This is a genomic window from Rhizobium sp. P1_E1, assembly GCF_056406015.1.
Genome location: NZ_JBFUAY010000007.1, coordinates 21,962 through 37,952, shown reverse-complemented (window position 1 = coordinate 37,952; position 15,991 = coordinate 21,962). Strand labels below are relative to the sequence as shown.

21 protein-coding genes are annotated in these 15,991 nt (G+C 61.6%); 13 read left to right on the top strand and 8 right to left on the bottom strand.

What is annotated here, in order from left to right; translation table 11 throughout:
• Positions 1–202: 202 nt before the first annotated feature.
• On the top strand, positions 203–1,039 hold the full coding sequence (locus AC1D1Z_RS04910; RefSeq protein WP_047622076.1) for an SDR family NAD(P)-dependent oxidoreductase: 837 nt from the start codon (positions 203–205) through the stop codon (positions 1,037–1,039).
• Between the two features lie 215 nt (positions 1,040–1,254).
• Positions 1,255–1,671 (top strand): ester cyclase, encoded by a 417-nt coding sequence (locus AC1D1Z_RS04905; RefSeq protein ID WP_334542294.1) that lies wholly within the window; start codon positions 1,255–1,257, stop codon positions 1,669–1,671.
• A gap of 122 nt (positions 1,672–1,793) precedes the next feature.
• On the opposite strand, the gene AC1D1Z_RS04900 is transcribed toward AC1D1Z_RS04905, so the two are convergent.
• Positions 1,794–2,369 carry a peroxidase-related enzyme gene (locus AC1D1Z_RS04900; protein ID WP_065277988.1) on the bottom strand — a complete coding sequence of 192 codons (576 nt, stop codon included), beginning with the start codon at positions 2,367–2,369 and terminating at the stop codon, positions 1,794–1,796.
• Positions 2,366–2,848, bottom strand: coding sequence for a CMD domain-containing protein (locus AC1D1Z_RS04895; RefSeq protein WP_446972097.1), 483 nt, complete (start codon positions 2,846–2,848; stop codon positions 2,366–2,368). Before AC1D1Z_RS04895 ends, AC1D1Z_RS04900 begins: the two co-directional genes overlap by 4 nt.
• Positions 2,849–3,009: 161 nt before the next feature.
• Here AC1D1Z_RS04895 and AC1D1Z_RS04890 point away from each other — a divergent pair, with 161 nt between their 5' ends.
• From AC1D1Z_RS04890 to AC1D1Z_RS04845, 10 genes are all read left to right on the top strand, one after another.
• Entirely contained in the window at positions 3,010–4,008 is a 999-nt protein-coding gene (locus AC1D1Z_RS04890) for a LysR family transcriptional regulator (RefSeq protein WP_446949775.1), read from the top strand.
• Complete coding sequence (locus tag AC1D1Z_RS04885; protein ID WP_446972096.1) at positions 4,005–5,495, top strand: NAD(P)-binding domain-containing protein; 1,491 nt, start codon at positions 4,005–4,007, stop codon at positions 5,493–5,495. The genes AC1D1Z_RS04890 and AC1D1Z_RS04885 overlap by 4 nt, the downstream gene beginning before the upstream one ends.
• The gene (locus AC1D1Z_RS04880; protein WP_011650774.1) at positions 5,488–6,228 is read left to right on the top strand and encodes an amino acid ABC transporter ATP-binding protein; all 741 of its coding nucleotides are present in this window, start codon (positions 5,488–5,490) and stop codon (positions 6,226–6,228) included. Before AC1D1Z_RS04885 ends, AC1D1Z_RS04880 begins: the two co-directional genes overlap by 8 nt.
• Positions 6,229–6,244: 16 nt before the next feature.
• Entirely contained in the window at positions 6,245–7,069 is an 825-nt protein-coding gene (locus AC1D1Z_RS04875; RefSeq protein WP_477849666.1) for an amino acid ABC transporter substrate-binding protein, read from the top strand.
• 55 nt (positions 7,070–7,124) lie between these two features.
• Positions 7,125–7,832 carry an amino acid ABC transporter permease gene (locus tag AC1D1Z_RS04870; protein ID WP_018245130.1) on the top strand — a complete coding sequence of 236 codons (708 nt, stop codon included), beginning with the start codon at positions 7,125–7,127 and terminating at the stop codon, positions 7,830–7,832.
• Between the two features lie 19 nt (positions 7,833–7,851).
• On the top strand, positions 7,852–8,544 hold the full coding sequence (locus AC1D1Z_RS04865; RefSeq protein ID WP_018245131.1) for an amino acid ABC transporter permease: 693 nt from the start codon (positions 7,852–7,854) through the stop codon (positions 8,542–8,544).
• A gap of 821 nt (positions 8,545–9,365) precedes the next feature.
• The gene (locus tag AC1D1Z_RS04860; RefSeq protein ID WP_261315743.1) at positions 9,366–9,494 is read left to right on the top strand and encodes a hypothetical protein; all 129 of its coding nucleotides are present in this window, start codon (positions 9,366–9,368) and stop codon (positions 9,492–9,494) included.
• Positions 9,491–10,240 carry a metal ABC transporter ATP-binding protein gene (locus AC1D1Z_RS04855; protein ID WP_446962908.1) on the top strand — a complete coding sequence of 250 codons (750 nt, stop codon included), beginning with the start codon at positions 9,491–9,493 and terminating at the stop codon, positions 10,238–10,240. The genes AC1D1Z_RS04860 and AC1D1Z_RS04855 overlap by 4 nt, the downstream gene beginning before the upstream one ends.
• A complete protein-coding gene (locus tag AC1D1Z_RS04850; protein ID WP_018449256.1) occupies positions 10,237–11,109 on the top strand; it encodes a metal ABC transporter permease in 873 nt (290 codons plus the stop codon). Before AC1D1Z_RS04855 ends, AC1D1Z_RS04850 begins: the two co-directional genes overlap by 4 nt.
• 16 nt (positions 11,110–11,125) lie before the next feature.
• Positions 11,126–12,025 carry a metal ABC transporter substrate-binding protein gene (locus AC1D1Z_RS04845; protein ID WP_446971269.1) on the top strand — a complete coding sequence of 300 codons (900 nt, stop codon included), beginning with the start codon at positions 11,126–11,128 and terminating at the stop codon, positions 12,023–12,025.
• Between the two features lie 35 nt (positions 12,026–12,060).
• On the opposite strand, the gene AC1D1Z_RS04840 is transcribed toward AC1D1Z_RS04845, so the two are convergent.
• The 3 genes from AC1D1Z_RS04840 to AC1D1Z_RS04830 all read right to left on the bottom strand — a co-directional run bounded on the left by AC1D1Z_RS04840 (position 12,061) and on the right by AC1D1Z_RS04830 (position 13,517).
• Entirely contained in the window at positions 12,061–12,369 is a 309-nt protein-coding gene (locus AC1D1Z_RS04840) for a Dabb family protein (protein ID WP_477849661.1), read from the bottom strand.
• Positions 12,370–12,505: 136 nt separating this feature from the next.
• A complete protein-coding gene (locus AC1D1Z_RS04835; RefSeq protein WP_018449254.1) occupies positions 12,506–12,931 on the bottom strand; it encodes a hypothetical protein in 426 nt (141 codons plus the stop codon).
• Between the two features lie 142 nt (positions 12,932–13,073).
• Positions 13,074–13,517 carry a RidA family protein gene (locus tag AC1D1Z_RS04830; RefSeq protein ID WP_052215302.1) on the bottom strand — a complete coding sequence of 148 codons (444 nt, stop codon included), beginning with the start codon at positions 13,515–13,517 and terminating at the stop codon, positions 13,074–13,076.
• A 231-nt stretch (positions 13,518–13,748) separates the two neighbouring features.
• On the opposite strand from AC1D1Z_RS04830, the gene AC1D1Z_RS04825 reads away from it, so the two are divergent.
• On the top strand, positions 13,749–14,447 hold the full coding sequence (locus AC1D1Z_RS04825) for a TetR/AcrR family transcriptional regulator (protein ID WP_447013253.1): 699 nt from the start codon (positions 13,749–13,751) through the stop codon (positions 14,445–14,447).
• A gap of 76 nt (positions 14,448–14,523) precedes the next feature.
• Here the strand turns inward: AC1D1Z_RS04825 and AC1D1Z_RS04820 are convergent, their stop codons facing one another.
• Genes AC1D1Z_RS04820 through AC1D1Z_RS04810 form a run of 3 tightly spaced genes read right to left on the bottom strand, consistent with a single transcriptional unit; the run spans position 14,524 to position 15,983 of the window.
• Positions 14,524–14,874: a DUF2200 domain-containing protein gene (locus AC1D1Z_RS04820; RefSeq protein WP_018449251.1), complete on the bottom strand. Its 351-nt coding sequence runs from the start codon at positions 14,872–14,874 to the stop codon at positions 14,524–14,526.
• Positions 14,875–14,922: 48 nt separating this feature from the next.
• Positions 14,923–15,081: a nuclear transport factor 2-like protein gene (locus tag AC1D1Z_RS04815; protein ID WP_157214111.1), complete on the bottom strand. Its 159-nt coding sequence runs from the start codon at positions 15,079–15,081 to the stop codon at positions 14,923–14,925.
• A gap of 5 nt (positions 15,082–15,086) precedes the next feature.
• Complete coding sequence (locus AC1D1Z_RS04810; protein WP_461522644.1) at positions 15,087–15,983, bottom strand: MBL fold metallo-hydrolase; 897 nt, start codon at positions 15,981–15,983, stop codon at positions 15,087–15,089.
• Positions 15,984–15,991 lie beyond the last annotated feature (8 nt).

The window sequence follows — 15,991 nt, the reverse complement described above, 5'->3', positions numbered from 1 at the left end:
CCGTCTTTGGGGACGGGATGGTTCAATCCTCCTTCACAAGGAGGATTGAACACCAGTGGGGTTTAATTGGGCGCGGGACGTCAGCATGTCCGTTCTCCCGGCGCATTCATAAATCTCATTTCTAAGTTCATGCCGATAATACCATCTAATCGTGCCTCGCTAGGCGATCTATCCTCCGGTTCATCAGGAACAGGAGTGAGATATGAGCAAGGTTTGGTTTATTACGGGTGCAGGCAGCGGTATCGGTGCTGCCAGTGCCAAAGCGGCCCTGAGGGCTGGCGACCGCGTCGTCGCGACCGGCCGCAACCTCGACAAGGTACGCAATGCCCTGAGCGACGTCGCAGGCGACCGCCTTCTATTCGTCCAGCTGGACGTCGCCAATGAGGAACAGGCCAGAACTGCGGTAGACGAAGCTGTGAAGGCGTTCGGTCGCATTGACGTTCTGCTCAACAATGCGGGCTACAGCCTGCTCGGCAACTTCGAAGAGTTGAGCACCGCCGAAATCGAAGGGCTGATGTCGACCAATTTCTACGGGGTCATGTATGCGATGCGCGCGGTTCTTCCGGTCATGCGCAAGCAGCGGTCGGGCCGGATCATCAATATCAGTTCGCTTGCCGGGATCGTCGGCTTCAAGCACTGCGGGGCATACAGCGCCTCGAAATTCGCGGTCGAAGGCCTCTCGCAGGCGGTTGCTCAGGAAGTCGAACAATTCGGCATCAAGATCACCGCCGTCGCACCTGGCTTCTTCCGGACAGATCTGCTCGACGCCCAGAATGCGAAGTACGCCGCCAGCACCATCGAGGACTACGCCGCCGAAGGCAGCGCTGAAGACATGTGGTCAGGCTATAATGGCAAACAGGGTGGTGATCCCGGAAAGCTGGCCGACGTCCTTGTCAAGTTCGTCGGCATGGAAAATCCGCCAAAGCAATTTCTGGCTGGAAGCGATGCTCTTGCGGCCTACCAGCCGACCCTCGAAGGACAGCTCGACGCGCTGCGCGCATACGAGCAATTGTCCAAGTCGACAGATGGTTCCTTCTGAGGATAAGAGTGAGGTGGCCGTGGCAAGGAACCATGACGACACTCCGAAAAGACGCGGCGCTATCGTCAGGTGGTCTCGCGGATCCCGCTTTTCATGCCCCGCCGATTTCCCCAGAGCGCCGCATGAAATTCACCGCCGCCGTTTCGACAAGCCGAAACTCATCGTCGATCGATCACAACCATCCAGCTTGAAGCAGTGCTTGAAGGAGAACAGGAATGGCAATGGAACGCAACAAAATGGCAATGCGCCGGTTTGTCGAGTTTATAAATACAGCTAGCGAACAACTGGCCGCGGAGTTGATTGCTTCGGAGGCGATTTTCCATGTCCCTGGGCGGCAAGAGCCTCTGCGCGGCCCGGATGGTTACCTCGAGATCATTGGAATGATGCGAGGCGGCTTTCCCGACATCCAATGGACTTTGGAAGAAATCATCGCTGAAGACGATAAGATAGCCGCACGCTTCACAATGCGCGGCACGCACCAGGGTCCGTTCCTTGGCGTTGAGCCGACTGGTAAGTCGATCACGGTCCAGGCCGTGAACTTTTACCGCCTGGCTGATGGAAAATTTGTCGAAGAGCGTGGTCAACCCGACTTGCTGAGCTTGTTGCAACAAATCGGTGCGGTTGCGGGTTAGTGCGGGGCTGAAGCTCTGAGCGCTCATTCCGGACAGATGAAGGGCGGCCATTCGGTCGCCCTTTTCGCTTGTGTGATCGGCTCGCTCTCGGGTCGCCGGTTGCAGCACGATTGCGACGCGCTTTAGTCCTTCATCGGCTCGCCGAGCGTATGCATCAGGCGGTTCGCCCAGCCGAAGATGGCCGATGAGAGGACGAGATCGAGAGCCTCCAACTCGTCGAGCCCGACGTCTGCCAGCGACTGCGCGTCGGCCGCGACGGCCTCGGGCGGCGTGGTCGACAGTCGGGCTGAAAAGTCGAAGATTGCCTGGAGGTGCTCGTCGAGCGTCGCCTCGAGACCATCGGCGAATACGGCTTCGATGACATCGGTGCGTTTTGTCAGATTGTTGAACCTGGATGCATGGACGGCCGCACAGTAGACGCAGCGGTTGACGACGGAGGCGGCGACCGCGCCCAATTCGCGCTCGCTCCCCGCCAGTCCGTCCTTGCCGTACATGATCAGGTTGAACAGCGGCGAGCGGACCGCGAGTGTCTCGGGGTCGTGCGCCAGGGTCAGCACATAGGGCGAGATGCCCTTGTTCGACGGCGTCGTCTGCATCGCTGCATGCTGCTCGTCGGTGGCGGTCGCGAAATCGACCGGAACGACATAGGGCTGCCAGCGCGGCACCGTGGTGGTGAAGGTGTGGACGACCTCGCTCATCGCATTTCTCCCAGCAGCTTCAGGCCGGCGAGAACCCGCACCTGGTAATTGACGAAAGCCGCAAGCTCCGCGAGCCGGACGATGTCAGCGTCGGTGACGCCGACCTGACCCAATGCCTCGACATGGGCACGCGTGGCATCGCGCGGCGCGAGCGTCAGCCGGTCGGCATGACGAACGATCTCCGCAGTCCGCGGGTCCGTCACATTCGTGTCGGGCTCGGCGAGCACGGCTGTCGCCGCTTCGCCGGCGCGGGCAACGAGCGTGTCGTAGTGGCTTGCGAGCGCCGGGCTGCGGTTGTGGCGCGCCATGCGGGCGGCAAGCGCGGCCCTCAGGCCGTGCGACAGTCCGCCGGGATCGCGTGGCAGAAGCACGGCGTCGTGGGCCGCTTCACTGAGGCGCAGGATTTCCGCGCGTTTCCCCATGGCTTCCGCGAGGGCTGAACCCGGGCTCACAGAGGCAAGAGTTTCGATGAGTGTCAAAACAAGCTCCTCAAGACGTCAAAGGACATAAGCCCTAGGTAGGCCTGACGCCTCATTATGTCAAACTGGAATGATAAACAGCATTCGATGTGAATTTTTTATCTACTGCCAGTCGTCAAATGAGAATTGTCATGCTTTACTGGCATGAAGGAGAGTGTTTGATGTCCACTATGCATTCTAACTCTTTCGATATAAGGCAACTTGAAGCCTTCGCTGCGGTGATGTCCGCCGGCAGCGTGACCGGGGCGGCAAGGCTGCTGGGACGATCGCAGCCGGCGGTCACGCGGCTCATCCAGGATCTGGAGGCCGATATCGGTTATGCGCTGCTGCATCGAAGCGGCCCGCGCATCAGCCCGACCGCGCGCGGTCTGCTCTTTCATGCCGAAGTGGAACGCCATCTTGCCAGCCTCGCCCACATCCGCGAACGAGCGAACGCCATCGGTCTCGATGAGCCGCCGTCGCTGACAATCGCGGCCACGCCTTCACTTGCGGCCGGCGTTCTGCCCCAAGCGATCGCGGCCGTCGCGCCGGACCTGATACCGCGTCATCTCCATGTGCAGGCGCTGGCGGCCGAGAATGTCGTGCAGGCGGTGCTCGCCCGCTCGGCGGACTTCGGCATATCAAGCCTGCCGCTGGAGCACCCCGGCCTCGACGTGCACTGGATTGCCGAGGCGCCGTGTGTCGTCGCTCTTGCCGCCAACGATCCACTCGCCAACGATGACATGGTGCGTCTTTCCGACCTCGCCGAGCGCCGCATCATCACGCTCGCCAATCCCTACCGCCTGCGGCACCGCATCGACGAAGCCCTGGAGCGGGCAGGTGTGGCGCCGCAGCGGATGATCGACGTCAACGCCTCGCTGACGGCGCTCACCATGGTCCGGGCCGGACTGGGAGCGGCCATCGTCGAGCCGGCGACCGTCTGCGGCGTTCCGCTCGAGGGGATCGTGATGCGCGTCCTCGACCACACCATCCCCTTCCTGTTCGGCGCTATTTCGCCTGCCGCGATGCCGCTGACCCCGACGGTCGCCGCCGTCATCGATGCGGCGCGCGCGGTGGCCCTGGCGATGCCCGGGTGCCGGCTGCATGACGCAGGCGGCGTTGAAGCCTTGGCCGACACCGTCTATGGCGGTAGCCCGATGACCGAGGAGGTGCCGTCATGAGCGACCTCTCGGCGTTTCCGAACAGTCTCGAAGCGCTCGAGGCACGCCTGCGGCAGGACCTCGCCTGGCTGGAGCTGCCGGCCAAGTCCTGGGTTCCGCCCCGCGTCGTCGATGGCCAAGGGGTGGTCGACGTCGTGATCATCGGTGCGGGCATGGCCGGGCTCGTCGCCTCCGCCATGCTGAAGCGGCTCGGCGTCGCCAACCACGTCGTTCTCGACAAGGCGCCTGCCGGAAGCGAGGGGCCATGGGTCACCTTCGCCAGGATGCGAACCCTACGCTCTCCCAAGCAACTGACCGGGCCCGCGATGGGCCTGCCGGCGCTGACCTTCCGCGCCTATTACGAGGCGCTGCACGGCCGCGATGCCTGGGTCGCGCTCGACAGGGCGCCGCGTCAGACATGGATGGATTACCTGGTCTGGTACCGGCGTGTGCTTGACCTGCCGGTGCGCAATGGGGTCGCCGTCGAGGCCATTCGTCCGCGCGCCGACGGCCTGCTCGATGTCGTCTGCCGTCACGATGGCCGGACCGAAACGAAGATCGCGCGCCATGTGGTGCTGGCGACGGGCCGCGACGGCCTGGGCGGCCCCTTCGTGCCGCCGATCGCCGATGACGTCGATCGCAAGTTCTGGGCTCACACCGCCGACGAAATCGATTTCGCCGCATTGCGCGGCAAACGGGTCGGCGTCGTCGGCGCCGGGGCCTCGGCGATGGACAACGCCGCCACCGCGCTCGAGGCAGGCGCCGCCCGGCTTGACCTGTTCGTGCGCAGGGCCGACCTGCCACGGATCAACAAATTCACCGGCATCGGCAGCCAGGGCGTGGTGCACGGCTTCGCCGGTCTACCGGATGACTGGAAGTGGCGGTTTCTCGACTACGCCATGCGCTCGCAGACGCCGCCGCCGCGTCCGAGCGTCTTGCGTGTCAGCGCATTCCCGCAGGCCCATCTCCATCTCGCAAGCCCGATCAACCGGCTGCAACGGGAAGGCGATCATATCGTCGTGACGACGCCGAAAGGCAGCTATCCCGTCGATTTCCTGATCTTCGGCACCGGCTTCAAGGTCGACCTGACGAACCGGCCGGAACTTGGCCCCGTCGCATCCCATATCCGTCTGTGGCGCGACCGCTTTCCCGTGCCCGCCGACATGCGAAACGACGAGCTTGAAACCTCGCCGGACCTCGGCGACGCGTTCGAGTTCCTCGAGGTTGAGCCGGGCGCCTGCCCGGCGCTGGCCCGCATCCACTGCTTCAATTTCCCCGCCACGCTCAGCCACGGCAAGCTCACGGGCGACATTCCCGCAATCAGCGAAGGCGCCGACCGGCTCGCCCGCGGCATCGCCAGGGCGTTGTTCGTCGCCGACCGCGAGCGTCATTTCGCCGATCTCCAGGCCTTCGACACGCCCGAGCTGCTCGGTGACGAGTGGGCCGACGACGAGACCGCGACGTTTTCCGACCTACCTGCCGAAAGGACACCGACCCGAAATGCTTGAGCTCAAAGATCTAAAGCTGTCCTACGGCAACACCCAGGTCCTGAACGGCGTCGATCTCTCGGTGAACCGCGGCGACGTGGTGTCGATCATCGGCCCCAGCGGCACCGGCAAGACAACATTGCTGAAGTGCATCAACTATCTGGCCAAGCCGGCCTCCGGCACGATCGCCTTCGATCAGGTCAGGATGGACTACCGGAAGCCGGACAGCACCGCGGTCCAGGCGATCCGGCTGCGGACGGCGATGGTCTTCCAGCAGTTCAACGTCTTCAAGAACATGACCGTCATTCAGAACGTGATGGATCCGCTCGTCGTCGTGCAGCGCAAGTCGAAGGACGAGGCGCGTTCGATCGCTTTGCAGGAGCTTGAGCGGGTGGGCCTTTCGAACAAGATCGACAGCTACCCGTCCCAGCTTTCCGGCGGCCAGCTGCAGCGAACCGGCATTGCGCGTGCGCTGGCCGTCAAGCCTGATGTCATGCTCTTCGACGAACCGACGTCGTCGCTCGACCCCGAACTCGTCGGCGAGGTTTTGAAGGTGATCAGGGACGTCACGTCATCAGGCATCACCTCGCTCCTCGTCACCCACGAGATGCAGTTCGCAAAGAACATCTCGAACCGCATCGTCTTCATGGATCGGGGCGTCGTCGCCGCTCAAGGCAGCCCTGCCGAGATCTTCGACACGCCCTCCAACCCGCGCCTTGCCCAGTTCCTGAATTCCGAACACTCCATCCAGTAAAGAAAGGATGCCTGACATGTCTTCCATCAAGTCGACTTCCCGCCGTACCTTCGGCCTCGCTGTCGCCGGCGTTGCCTTTGCCCTCGCAACCGCGGGCCTATCCCATGYCGAGGACGTGCGCACCATCAAGATCGCCACGGCTGCCGAATCCAAGCCGCTCTCGTGGGGTGCCATCGGCGTCGAGCCGCAGGGTTACGAACCCGATGTCCTGAAGGCGATCAACGCCAAGCTGCCCCAGTACAAATTCGTGATGGAGGGTGCTGCCGACATCGCTCAGGAGACCGGCCTTGCGACCGGCAAGTACGACATCGCGACCGGCGGCTACTACCGGGCGCCCGCTCGCGAAAAGCAGTTCCTCATTCCCGAGAGCCCGATCGGCGCCAGCCTGATCAAGATCTACAGCCGCAAGGATAGCGGCATCAACGAGATGAAGGATCTGGTCGGCAAGAAGATCGTGCCGGTGACGGCCGGCGGCGGCATCTACAAATTCGCCACCGCCTGGCAGGAAAAGAACCCCGACTTCAAGATCGAGATCACCGCCTCCAGCGCCGGCATTCCCTATCCGGATCGCCTGAAAGAGGTCGAGAACGGCAAATACGACGCGCTGGTTCTGCCGTCGAACCTCGGCGAGCAGACGGTCATCGACCAGCAGAAGCTCAACGTCAAGGCAAGCGAGCCGGTCGCGATCAACAACACCTTCGTGCTGATCCATCGCTCCGAGGAGAACAAGGCGCTCTCCGCAGACATCGACAAGGCTCTGAAGGAGCTCAAGGCTGACGGCACGCTCGCCAAGCTCTCGCAGAAATGGTTCGGCGAGGACATCACCACCTACATGAAGTAACGCCCAAGGCAGGGCCGACGATCAAGGCTGAATTTGAAACAAGGAGTGTTCCCAAGTGGACCTTTCCATCATGATCCCCGAGCTGCTCAAGGCATTGCCGCTGACGCTTGCGATCACGTTCACGGCCATGATCGCCGGCTTCCTGCTGGCGCTGATTGCGACGACGTTCCGGGTGCGCAGGATACCGGTTCTCAGCCAGCTGGCTGACCTCTACGTGTCCTATGCCCGGAGCGTCCCCGTCGTGCTGCAACTGTTCGTCGCCTTTTACGGACTGCCGCTGGTCGTCGCCTTGTTCGAGGTCGAGGACTTCGTGTCCCCGAATGTCGCGGCGATCGTCGGCCTCAGCCTCTACCATGGAGGCTATCTTTCCGAGGTTCTGCGGCCAGCCTACCTCGCCGTAGAACGCGGTCAGCATGACGCCGCCGACAGTCTCGGATACACCTTCCTTCAGAAGATCCTTCGTGTCGTCGGACCCCAGGCGGTGCACATCGCCCTGCCAGGCTACGGCAACTCGATCATCTACCTCATCCACAACGTCGCACTCGTGATGTACATCGGCGCCGCGGATGTCATGGCGACCGCCCATCTCGTCATGGAGCGCGACTACAATCAGTACCAGTTCGAGACCTACCTTGTGCTGGCGGTGATCTACTCGCTGCTATGCCTCGTGGCATGGATGGTCGTGCGCTTTTTCGAAACGCGAAACGCAAAGTTTGCGCCCAATACCGCACCGGCCAAGGCCACCATGATGGCAAGCGTCTGATCGAATAGGAGGTCATCACATGTTCGATTCCGAAGTCCTTCTGCCCGATCTCTGGGACATCCTGGGCGCGGTCCCGGTGACGCTCGCCATGGCGCTTGGCATCTTTGTCTTTTCTACGATCGTCGGCAGCCTTTTTGCGATGGTGGAATACCGGCGGGTCCCGCTGCTTCGGGAACTGGTCGTCGCCTACAAGGTCGTCTTCAAGGGCGTTCCGATGGTGATCGTGATCTTCCTCGCCTATTACGGCCTGCCGCCGACGCTGCAGTTCCTGACCTCGCTCGTCGGCATCGACTATAACGGCCACTCGACGCCGAACTGGATCACGCTCATCGTCGCCCTGACCGCCTGCGTCGCAGCCTTCCAGGCGGAAGTCGTGAAGGGCGCACTGAATTCTTTCGACAACGGTCAGGCCGATGCGGCCTACTCCCTGGGCTATAAACGCAGCCAGGTGTTCCGCCGGGTGATGCTGCCGCAGGTCATCGTCGCGGCCATCCCGGATCTTGCCAACTCTATCATGGTGATCATGAAGGCACTGTCGCTGGGATTTGCAATCGAGGTCGTCGACATCTTCGCACAGTCGCAGCTGACCGCCGCGCTGAACTTCTACTATCTCGAAGCCTTCCTGATCGCTGTCGTCATCTACATGGTGATCGCCTATCTCGTCACCTACGCCGCCGACCGGATGGAACGGGCGCTGAGGGTATGGGCCTAGGGGGCACTTCGCCTTCCTCGAGCACGATGCAGGGGTCAGGATACACTCGTTTCGGCCTATAGCGGCCAGAGGCTTGGGCTCTGGTTGAAGGGCGGCATAGGCCGATCTCCGCCAAATGTCAGAGACCGCCCCGAATGCGGAAATTGGACGCGTCGCAACAATGTCGCCTTCATCGCGAGTTTCGCGAATGGAAAGTATCATGGGACACAGAAGGCGGGATGGGCCGGTGCGAGTTTGGATGGCCAGGCCGCAAACTCTTAGTTCGGGATGGCAGCAAAATTGTTGGGACCTGAAGCCCAGTGAAGTTGGCCCAAGAAGGTCCTAAGCCTGTGAACAGCTCGTTCTGGCGTTTCCGTCCGCGTCCATTGCCGGCGTTCCACATGCGTATCGATATAGCGAAACTCTATCAGGCCCGATGATTGCGCTGAAATCCGAAGGTAGGCCACCGAGGGAGGGGCATGGTCGGTTTGTTGGACGCACAGATCAGCCATCGACGTCCATCCGAACAGCGCATTCCGAAGCGAACTTCGAGCGATGAAATCGGCAAGTTGCTCAATGCCCTGCAAGGCAGACGAGAATTTTTCGTCTTCCGAATGTCCTCGCACGTTGCGAATATGGTCAACAAGTAGGGGCCATGGCCTGATCATGTGTCAAGTCTGGCCCAACCGCATATGGCTGTCAAATGGGTGCACGCACGCGATCATCTCATGTCGAATGCTGCCCGTATTTAGCTTAGCGATGAATCTGGGATTGGCCTTCGCCTCAATCTCGCCGCAATCGTTATAACATAACCGTAATGTTATTACATTGTAGGATGCGCCATGCCCCCGAGCCCCGACCGCCCCTCCGTCAGCCTGCTGGGACAGTCGGCTTTATCTAGGGTGATCGGCATGGCGCTGGTCATTGCCGTGCTCTGGCTGGCGATCCACTGGGCGGTTCTCTTGCCATGACGCCGCTGATCCGTCTGGAGAATTTGACCGTCGCCTATAACAGGCATCCCGCCGTCCATCATGTCTCCGGCGCCTTCGCCTCAGGCAGCCTGACGGCGATCGCCGGGCCGAACGGGGCGGGCAAGTCGACGCTGCTGAAGGCGATCATGGGCGAGCTTCGCCCGGCCGAAGGCAGGGTCGAGCACCGGCTGGGGCGGGCGGAATTCGGTTACCTCCCGCAGGCGGCGGAGATCGACCGCCGCTTTCCGATCTCGGTCATCGACACCGTCATGTTCGGTGCCTGGAAGAAGACGGGAGCCTTCGGCCGCATCGCGCCTGCCGAGATGAAAAGGGCAGGCGAGGCGCTGTCGGCCGTCGGCCTCGAGGGCTTCGGCCGGCGCCATGTCGGGTCGCTGTCGGCCGGCCAGTTCCAGCGCGTGCTCTTTGCCCGCCTGCTGCTGCAGGATGCCGGCATCATCCTGCTCGACGAGCCGTTTACGGCGATCGATGCCCGCACGACCAGGGACCTCATCGATATCGTCACCCGCTGGCATGGCGAGGGCCGCACGGTGATTGCCGTGCTGCACGATTTCGAGCTCGTCCGCGCCCATTTCCCGCAAACCCTGCTGCTTGCCCGCGAACTTGTCGGCTGGGGTGCGACCGCAGACGTCATGTCCTCCGTCAATCTCCTGAAGGCGCGCGCCATGGCCGAACGCTGGGATGAGGATGCGAATGCCTGCGCACCCGAAGAGGCGCCGGCGGCATGACGGCCTACGATCTCTTCCTCGCGCCCTTTGCCGATTACGGTTTCATGCGCCGCGCGCTCGTCGCCTGCCTCTGCCTCGGGCTCGGCTCCGGCCCGATCGGCGTCTTCCTGATGCTGCGGCGCATGAGCCTGATGGGCGACGCGATGAGCCATGCCGTGCTGCCGGGTGCGGCAATCGGTTACCTCGTCGCCGGCTCCTTGTCGCTGACGGCGATGGGCCTCGGCGGCCTCATCGCCGGCCTGTCGGTGGCGCTGCTTTCCGGCGCCGTCAGCCGGATGACCGTGCTGCAGGAAGATGCAAGCTTTGCCAGCTTCTATCTCGCCTCGCTGGCGCTCGGCGTGCTGATTGTCTCGCTACGCGGCTCGAATATCGATCTCCTGCATGTGCTCTTCGGCACCATCCTGGCGATCGATGCGCCCGCCCTTTACCTGATCGGCGCGATCACCTCGCTGACCCTCGTCATCCTCGCCTTCATCTACCGGCCTTTGGTGGCCGAATGCTTCGATCCGGGTTTTCTGCGCGCCGTCGGCGGGCGCGGGCCGGTCTATCACGTGCTCTTCCTGCTGCTCGTGGTGCTGAACCTCGTCGCCAGCTTCCAGGCGCTCGGCACGCTGATGGCGGTCGGCCTGATGATGCTGCCGGCAGCCGTCGCCCAGCTCTGGTCGCGCAGCCTGCCGGTGATGATGGCGATATCAGCCGCAAGTGCCGCCGCATCCGGCTATCTCGGCCTGATCGCCTCCTACCATCTCGAACTCGCCTCCGGCCCGACAATCATCATGACGGCGGCGATCCTCTACGGCCTTTCTATTCTTTTCGCGCCCTCCGGCCTGGCCCGGCGCTTCTTTCCCCGCCCGCATTTGAAGGGCTGATCCCAAGGAGACTTCGATGACATCGCACAGACTGCTTCTCTCCGCGGCAATCCCCGCTTTGATGGCGCTGTCGGCCATGCCCGCCTCCGCCGAAACGCTGAAGGTTGTGGCGTCCTTCACCGTGCTTGCCGATGTTGTGAAACAGGTCGGCGGCGAGCACGTCAAGGTGACGAGCCTCGTCGGGCCGAACGGCGATCCCCATGAATTCGAGCCGTCGCCGGCCGATGCGAAGAATTTGAACGCGGCGCAGGTTACCTTCGTCAGCGGCGAGGGGCTGGAGGGCTGGATGGACCGGCTGATCACCGCCTCGGGCTATAAGGGCAAGCCGGTCACCGTTTCCGAAGGCATCAACACCCGCACCATGGAAGAGGACGGCGAAAAAATCACCGATCCGCATGTCTGGAACAGCCCCGTCAACGTCAAGGTCTGGGTCGCCAATATCGAAAAGGCGCTGTCATCGGCCGATCCCATGGACGCCGCCGCCTTCAAGGCCAATGCCGAGAAATACACAAAGACGTTGGATGAATTGAACGCCTACGCCCACGCGAAATTCGACAAGGTGGCCGACGATCGCCGTAAGGTGCTGACCAGCCACGATGCCTTCGGTTATTTCGGCCGCGAATATAATGTCAGCTTCCTGGCACCGCTTGGTCTGTCCACCGAAAGCGAGGCCTCGGCCGCCGACGTCGCCAAGCTGATCGAGCAGATCAAGGGCGAGCATGTGAAAGCCTATTTCTTCGAGAATTCCAACGATCCGCGCCTGGTCAAGCAGGTCGCCAAGGCAACCGGTGCCGAGCCCGGCGGCGAGCTCTATGTCGAATCCCTGTCCGACGCCAAGGGGCCGGCGCCGACCTATGAAAAGATGTTCAAATACAATGTCGACCAGCTCGCCGCCGCCATGGCGAAATCGAGCTGATCAACGGAGGGCTGCGGGGTTTGACCCCGCAGTCTTCACAAATTGAGGTCGAAGACCAGGATGCCGGCAAGGCCTCCATCCGTCGACGAGACGATGCGCTCGCCAATAGCCACATGTTCGGGATGGATGAGATAGGCGTCGCGGGCCTCGGCGCTTTCAAAGGTCACGGCAAAACCGTCGACGAAGCCGCCATGCAGTCCCTCGGGCGAAACATTCGGCCCGTATTTGATGTCCAATATGCCGGGAATGACCTGTTTCAGGGCGACGATTGCCGCAAACAGCGACTGCTTGTCGTCGGTCGTCACCGCGGTTTTCAGCCGCAGGAATACGCAGTGCAGGATCATCCGTGGTCCTCCCGATTTTGTTTGGCCGATTTTGTTTGGCCCGATTTTCTTTGGGAGGACAATAGCGGCGAAAGCCGGGAGAGCAATGAGATTTATTTTCACGCAGGCGTTGCGCCGCAAGCTGTGAGCCGGCAGATTACATCTGGTCGGTCTTAGCCAGAGGCCGCTTGTAGATCTTCTGGACGAGATCGCTCGCCAGCGCGCGGGCTTCGTCTTTCTCAGCCGCCGTCATCGGCCGGCAGGTGATCCTGGTGTTCGAACTGTCAAGCACTGTTGTAGTACCGGAATTGGCGATGACGAGATGCCAGCTGCAGGAGGCGACCTTGTCGATGGCGACGGCACCATGGCAACCTGTGGACAGGCAGAAGGCAACGGTCGCCTGCGCCCCGTGATCGCCTTTATACGCCAGCTCGACGGCTTTCTTAATATCTGTGACCCATCGCTCGCATTGCGCCTGTTTTGCCCCCGGCTGGCAGCTCTTGGTAACGGGAGTGACGTCGCCGGCCTGAAGCGGCGATACGCAAAAAACACCCATCGAGAGGGCGAGCAGAAACTTGAGCATGGGATTTTCCTTGTACAAGGAATGAGTGGCGCACATCGCAGGCGATTGGTCAATGGCCACCCACAAAAGCGCAGGTGGCACGCCAAGCAGATGTTGGCGCGCCACCGGGAAAATCCGAAATTGTGTAGATCCGGCGCCGCCGCTATTCCAGAACGACGGTGGCTTCGACCTCGAAGAGCATGGGATCGATGGCCAGCTTGGGAACGGGTATCAACGTCTGCGCCGGCAGCGACGCGCCGAACATGTCCTTGACGCTCCTGGTCAACACCTCGAGCTTGGACATATCGTGATCGACCACGAAGACCGTGAGCTTGGCGACCTGATCCGGCCTGGCGCCGAGCGCATCGAGGGCGGTGCGCAAATTCGCATAGGCCTGCTTCACCTGGACGGCGAAATCGGGCGACAAGGCTCCCGTGCTGTCCTGGCCGCCCTGTCCGGAGATGTAGGCCAGCCGGCCTTGGCGGGGCACGATCACCGCCGTGCTGTAGCCATTCGGCGAGGGGTCGTAGAGGTTTTTCGGATTGACGATATCAAGCTTGAGATCGTCCTCATTGGCTGGCGCCGCAGTGGGAACGCTGATGGTCATGATGATGAGTCCTCCGATAATGAGATGTTTGATTGACACGATTTTCTCTCGGCTTCTCAGGACTGCGAGCAACGGATCCTCGCGGCCTGCAGGATGGAACTTTGTCGCTATAGAATTGACTCGTACGTCGTACGACTAAATTGCATCGTACGACGTACGAGTCAATCGGTCAGGATCGACATTCCCAGCATTGTCGGCTTAGATCGACGTCTGATGAGTAAAGGGAGACGAATGGCAGCCAAACGCAGCGGCGCTGAGAGCAAAGGGTCCGGGCGGACAGGTGTGTCACCCCAGTCCGGGCAGGAGCCGCGCAATGAACCGCCTCTCTCGCTGGAACGGATCGTGGCGACCGCGGTGGAACTGCTGGACGCAGAGGGCGTCGACGGATTGAAGATGCGTCGGCTGGCCGATCGCCTCGGCGCGGGCGCGATGAGCCTCTATTGGCACGTCGACAACAAGGAAAAGGTCTTCGATCTGGCGCTCGATTCGGTGCTTGAATATCGCGGCCCGACTGAAGTCGATGCGTCCCGAGACTGGCGCGGCGACGTCGTTCATATGCTCGAAGACTGGCGCGCCAGCATGCTGCGCCATCCCTGGTCGGCATCGCTGCTGCCACGCCGGGCGCTCGGCCCGAACATCCTCAGCCGCCTGGAACGGCTGAGCAAGACCTTGTCCGGAGCCGGTGTCGCCGATGCTGATTTGAACGTCGCGATCTGGTCGCTCTGGAATTTTGTGATCGGCGCAACCACCACCCGGGCGAACTTCGACCTCTCGGACGACGACAGGACCGCTGCGCAACAGCGCCTGACAGGTCTCAGCCAACACTACCCGACGATCGAGCGCTCTCGTCTGCTGCTGGACAATGATTGGGACGGCGCTTTCAGGAAGGGCCTCGACTTCCTGCTCGATGGCCTTGCCCCGCGACAATGAACATTCGTCATTCCTGGACGAGGCGGTGCCGGATTCTGCGCCCGTGCCTTGGGTGAGCTCATGCAAGCCCGACTGGCTATTTCCGCAGGATTTTCTCCATCGCTTTCCCCTTGGCGAGTTCGTCGATCAATTTGTCCAGATAGCGGATTTCCCGCATCGTCGTTTCCTGGATATCTTCAACGCGGACGCCGCAGATCACGCCTGTAATCGACGATCGGGATGGATTCATCCGAGGCGCTTGCGCAAAGAAATCCTCGAAGTTGGTCTTCTCAGCCAATTGATCGTCCAGGCTCTGCTGGCTATGCCCCGTCAGCCAACGGATGATTTCATCGACCTCTGCCTTCGTGCGCCCCTTCTTCTCTGCCTTGGCGACATAGTGGGGATAGACGCTCGCGACGCTGACTGAATAGATGCGATGCTTCGTCATGCGTGCTCCTCAGCGTTCCGGATATTTTCCGGCTTGAGATAGCTGACTTCAAGACCTCAACAAGTGGCCGACAACGGTACCAGCGTAGGGGAAACCTTCGGCTTCCGTCCACGTCGCATCAGGTGCCAAGGCCGCAAGTAGATTGCGGCCATTGTCTTCCGATGAGCCCTCATAGGTGGCCCGGATGATTTCGAGATTAGCGCTCATGGCGATCAGCCCCACTTCATTTCGCCGGTCGCGACCTTGGAGCCAATATCGAGCGCAACACCCATGCCGAGGTTGGGGAAACGGCCTTCCATGGCGGCCTTCAGCGATGCGGAGTCCTTGGCCTTGGCCAGTTCTTCCTCGAAGGCCTTCAGGTAGGCGATGGTATGTTCCACACCCGCGAGGTCGGTCTTGGCGTCGGACGTCATGTGTCCGGCCACGACGACGGCCGGCTTGCGCGCCGCGAGCTTTTCGAGATTGGCAACCCAGGCGGCGCGCAGTTCCGCGCTGTTGGTATCTGCCGTCCAGACGTGGACGCCGTTGAAGATCATCACGCCGCCGAACACGGCATTCAGCGATGGAACGAAGAGGTAGCGACGATTGGCCATGCCTTCCGCATCGACAATCTCGATGGTCTCGCCATCAACAGTCAGCCTCTTTCCGTCAAAGGTTTCCGGCATGACGATGTCAGCCAGGGTCTGGGGACCGTTTTCCTTGAGCTGCGGCCCCCAGACGGCCAGCTTCTTTTCGACGCTCGCCTTGATCGCATCGACTGTCGCCGAGGCAGCGATCACCTTGGCATCGGGGAAAGCTACCTTGATCGGGCCGAGGCTGAAGTAATAGTCCGGATCGGACTGGCTGATGTAAATCGTGGTCAGCTTTTTGCCCGTCGCCTTGATGGCGTCGGCGAGCGCCTTTCCATCGGGCAGCGTGAAGCCGCCATCGATCAGCACAGCTTCGTTCGCGCTGGAAACCAGAACGGGCGCGCGGAAGAAGCCATTCTGCCCTGCAGGGAAATGCTTCCAAGTGAGGCTTCCTGCTGCGTGGCCGAGGTCTGCGGGTGCAAGTACGGCGGTCACGCCAGCGGCGAGAGTGGTTTTCATGATGGTTCTCCTGGTGAACATGGTCCTGG

What these genes read in the sequence shown, in the direction of transcription:
- AC1D1Z_RS04900 (WP_065277988.1), bottom strand. Translation starts at nt 2,369, where the DNA reads ATGAGCGAGGTCGTCCACACCTTCACCACCACGGTGCCGCGCTGGCAG.
- AC1D1Z_RS04810 (WP_461522644.1), bottom strand. Translation starts at nt 15,983, where the DNA reads ATGTTCACCAGGAGAACCATCATGAAAACCACTCTCGCCGCTGGCGTG.
- AC1D1Z_RS04865 (WP_018245131.1), top strand. Translation starts at nt 7,852, where the DNA reads ATGTTCGATTCCGAAGTCCTTCTGCCCGATCTCTGGGACATCCTGGGC.
- AC1D1Z_RS04845 (WP_446971269.1), top strand. Translation starts at nt 11,126, where the DNA reads ATGACATCGCACAGACTGCTTCTCTCCGCGGCAATCCCCGCTTTGATG.
- AC1D1Z_RS04830 (WP_052215302.1), bottom strand. Translation starts at nt 13,517, where the DNA reads ATGACCATCAGCGTTCCCACTGCGGCGCCAGCCAATGAGGACGATCTC.
- AC1D1Z_RS04880 (WP_011650774.1), top strand. Translation starts at nt 5,488, where the DNA reads ATGCTTGAGCTCAAAGATCTAAAGCTGTCCTACGGCAACACCCAGGTC.
- AC1D1Z_RS04820 (WP_018449251.1), bottom strand. Translation starts at nt 14,874, where the DNA reads ATGACGAAGCATCGCATCTATTCAGTCAGCGTCGCGAGCGTCTATCCC.
- AC1D1Z_RS04910 (WP_047622076.1), top strand. Translation starts at nt 203, where the DNA reads ATGAGCAAGGTTTGGTTTATTACGGGTGCAGGCAGCGGTATCGGTGCT.
- AC1D1Z_RS04905 (WP_334542294.1), top strand. Translation starts at nt 1,255, where the DNA reads ATGGCAATGGAACGCAACAAAATGGCAATGCGCCGGTTTGTCGAGTTT.
- AC1D1Z_RS04860 (WP_261315743.1), top strand. Translation starts at nt 9,366, where the DNA reads ATGCCCCCGAGCCCCGACCGCCCCTCCGTCAGCCTGCTGGGACAGTCG.
- AC1D1Z_RS04890 (WP_446949775.1), top strand. Translation starts at nt 3,010, where the DNA reads ATGTCCACTATGCATTCTAACTCTTTCGATATAAGGCAACTTGAAGCC.
- AC1D1Z_RS04840 (WP_477849661.1), bottom strand. Translation starts at nt 12,369, where the DNA reads ATGATCCTGCACTGCGTATTCCTGCGGCTGAAAACCGCGGTGACGACC.
- AC1D1Z_RS04825 (WP_447013253.1), top strand. Translation starts at nt 13,749, where the DNA reads ATGGCAGCCAAACGCAGCGGCGCTGAGAGCAAAGGGTCCGGGCGGACA.
- AC1D1Z_RS04885 (WP_446972096.1), top strand. Translation starts at nt 4,005, where the DNA reads ATGAGCGACCTCTCGGCGTTTCCGAACAGTCTCGAAGCGCTCGAGGCA.
- AC1D1Z_RS04855 (WP_446962908.1), top strand. Translation starts at nt 9,491, where the DNA reads ATGACGCCGCTGATCCGTCTGGAGAATTTGACCGTCGCCTATAACAGG.
- AC1D1Z_RS04850 (WP_018449256.1), top strand. Translation starts at nt 10,237, where the DNA reads ATGACGGCCTACGATCTCTTCCTCGCGCCCTTTGCCGATTACGGTTTC.
- AC1D1Z_RS04835 (WP_018449254.1), bottom strand. Translation starts at nt 12,931, where the DNA reads ATGCTCAAGTTTCTGCTCGCCCTCTCGATGGGTGTTTTTTGCGTATCG.
- AC1D1Z_RS04815 (WP_157214111.1), bottom strand. Translation starts at nt 15,081, where the DNA reads ATGAGCGCTAATCTCGAAATCATCCGGGCCACCTATGAGGGCTCATCG.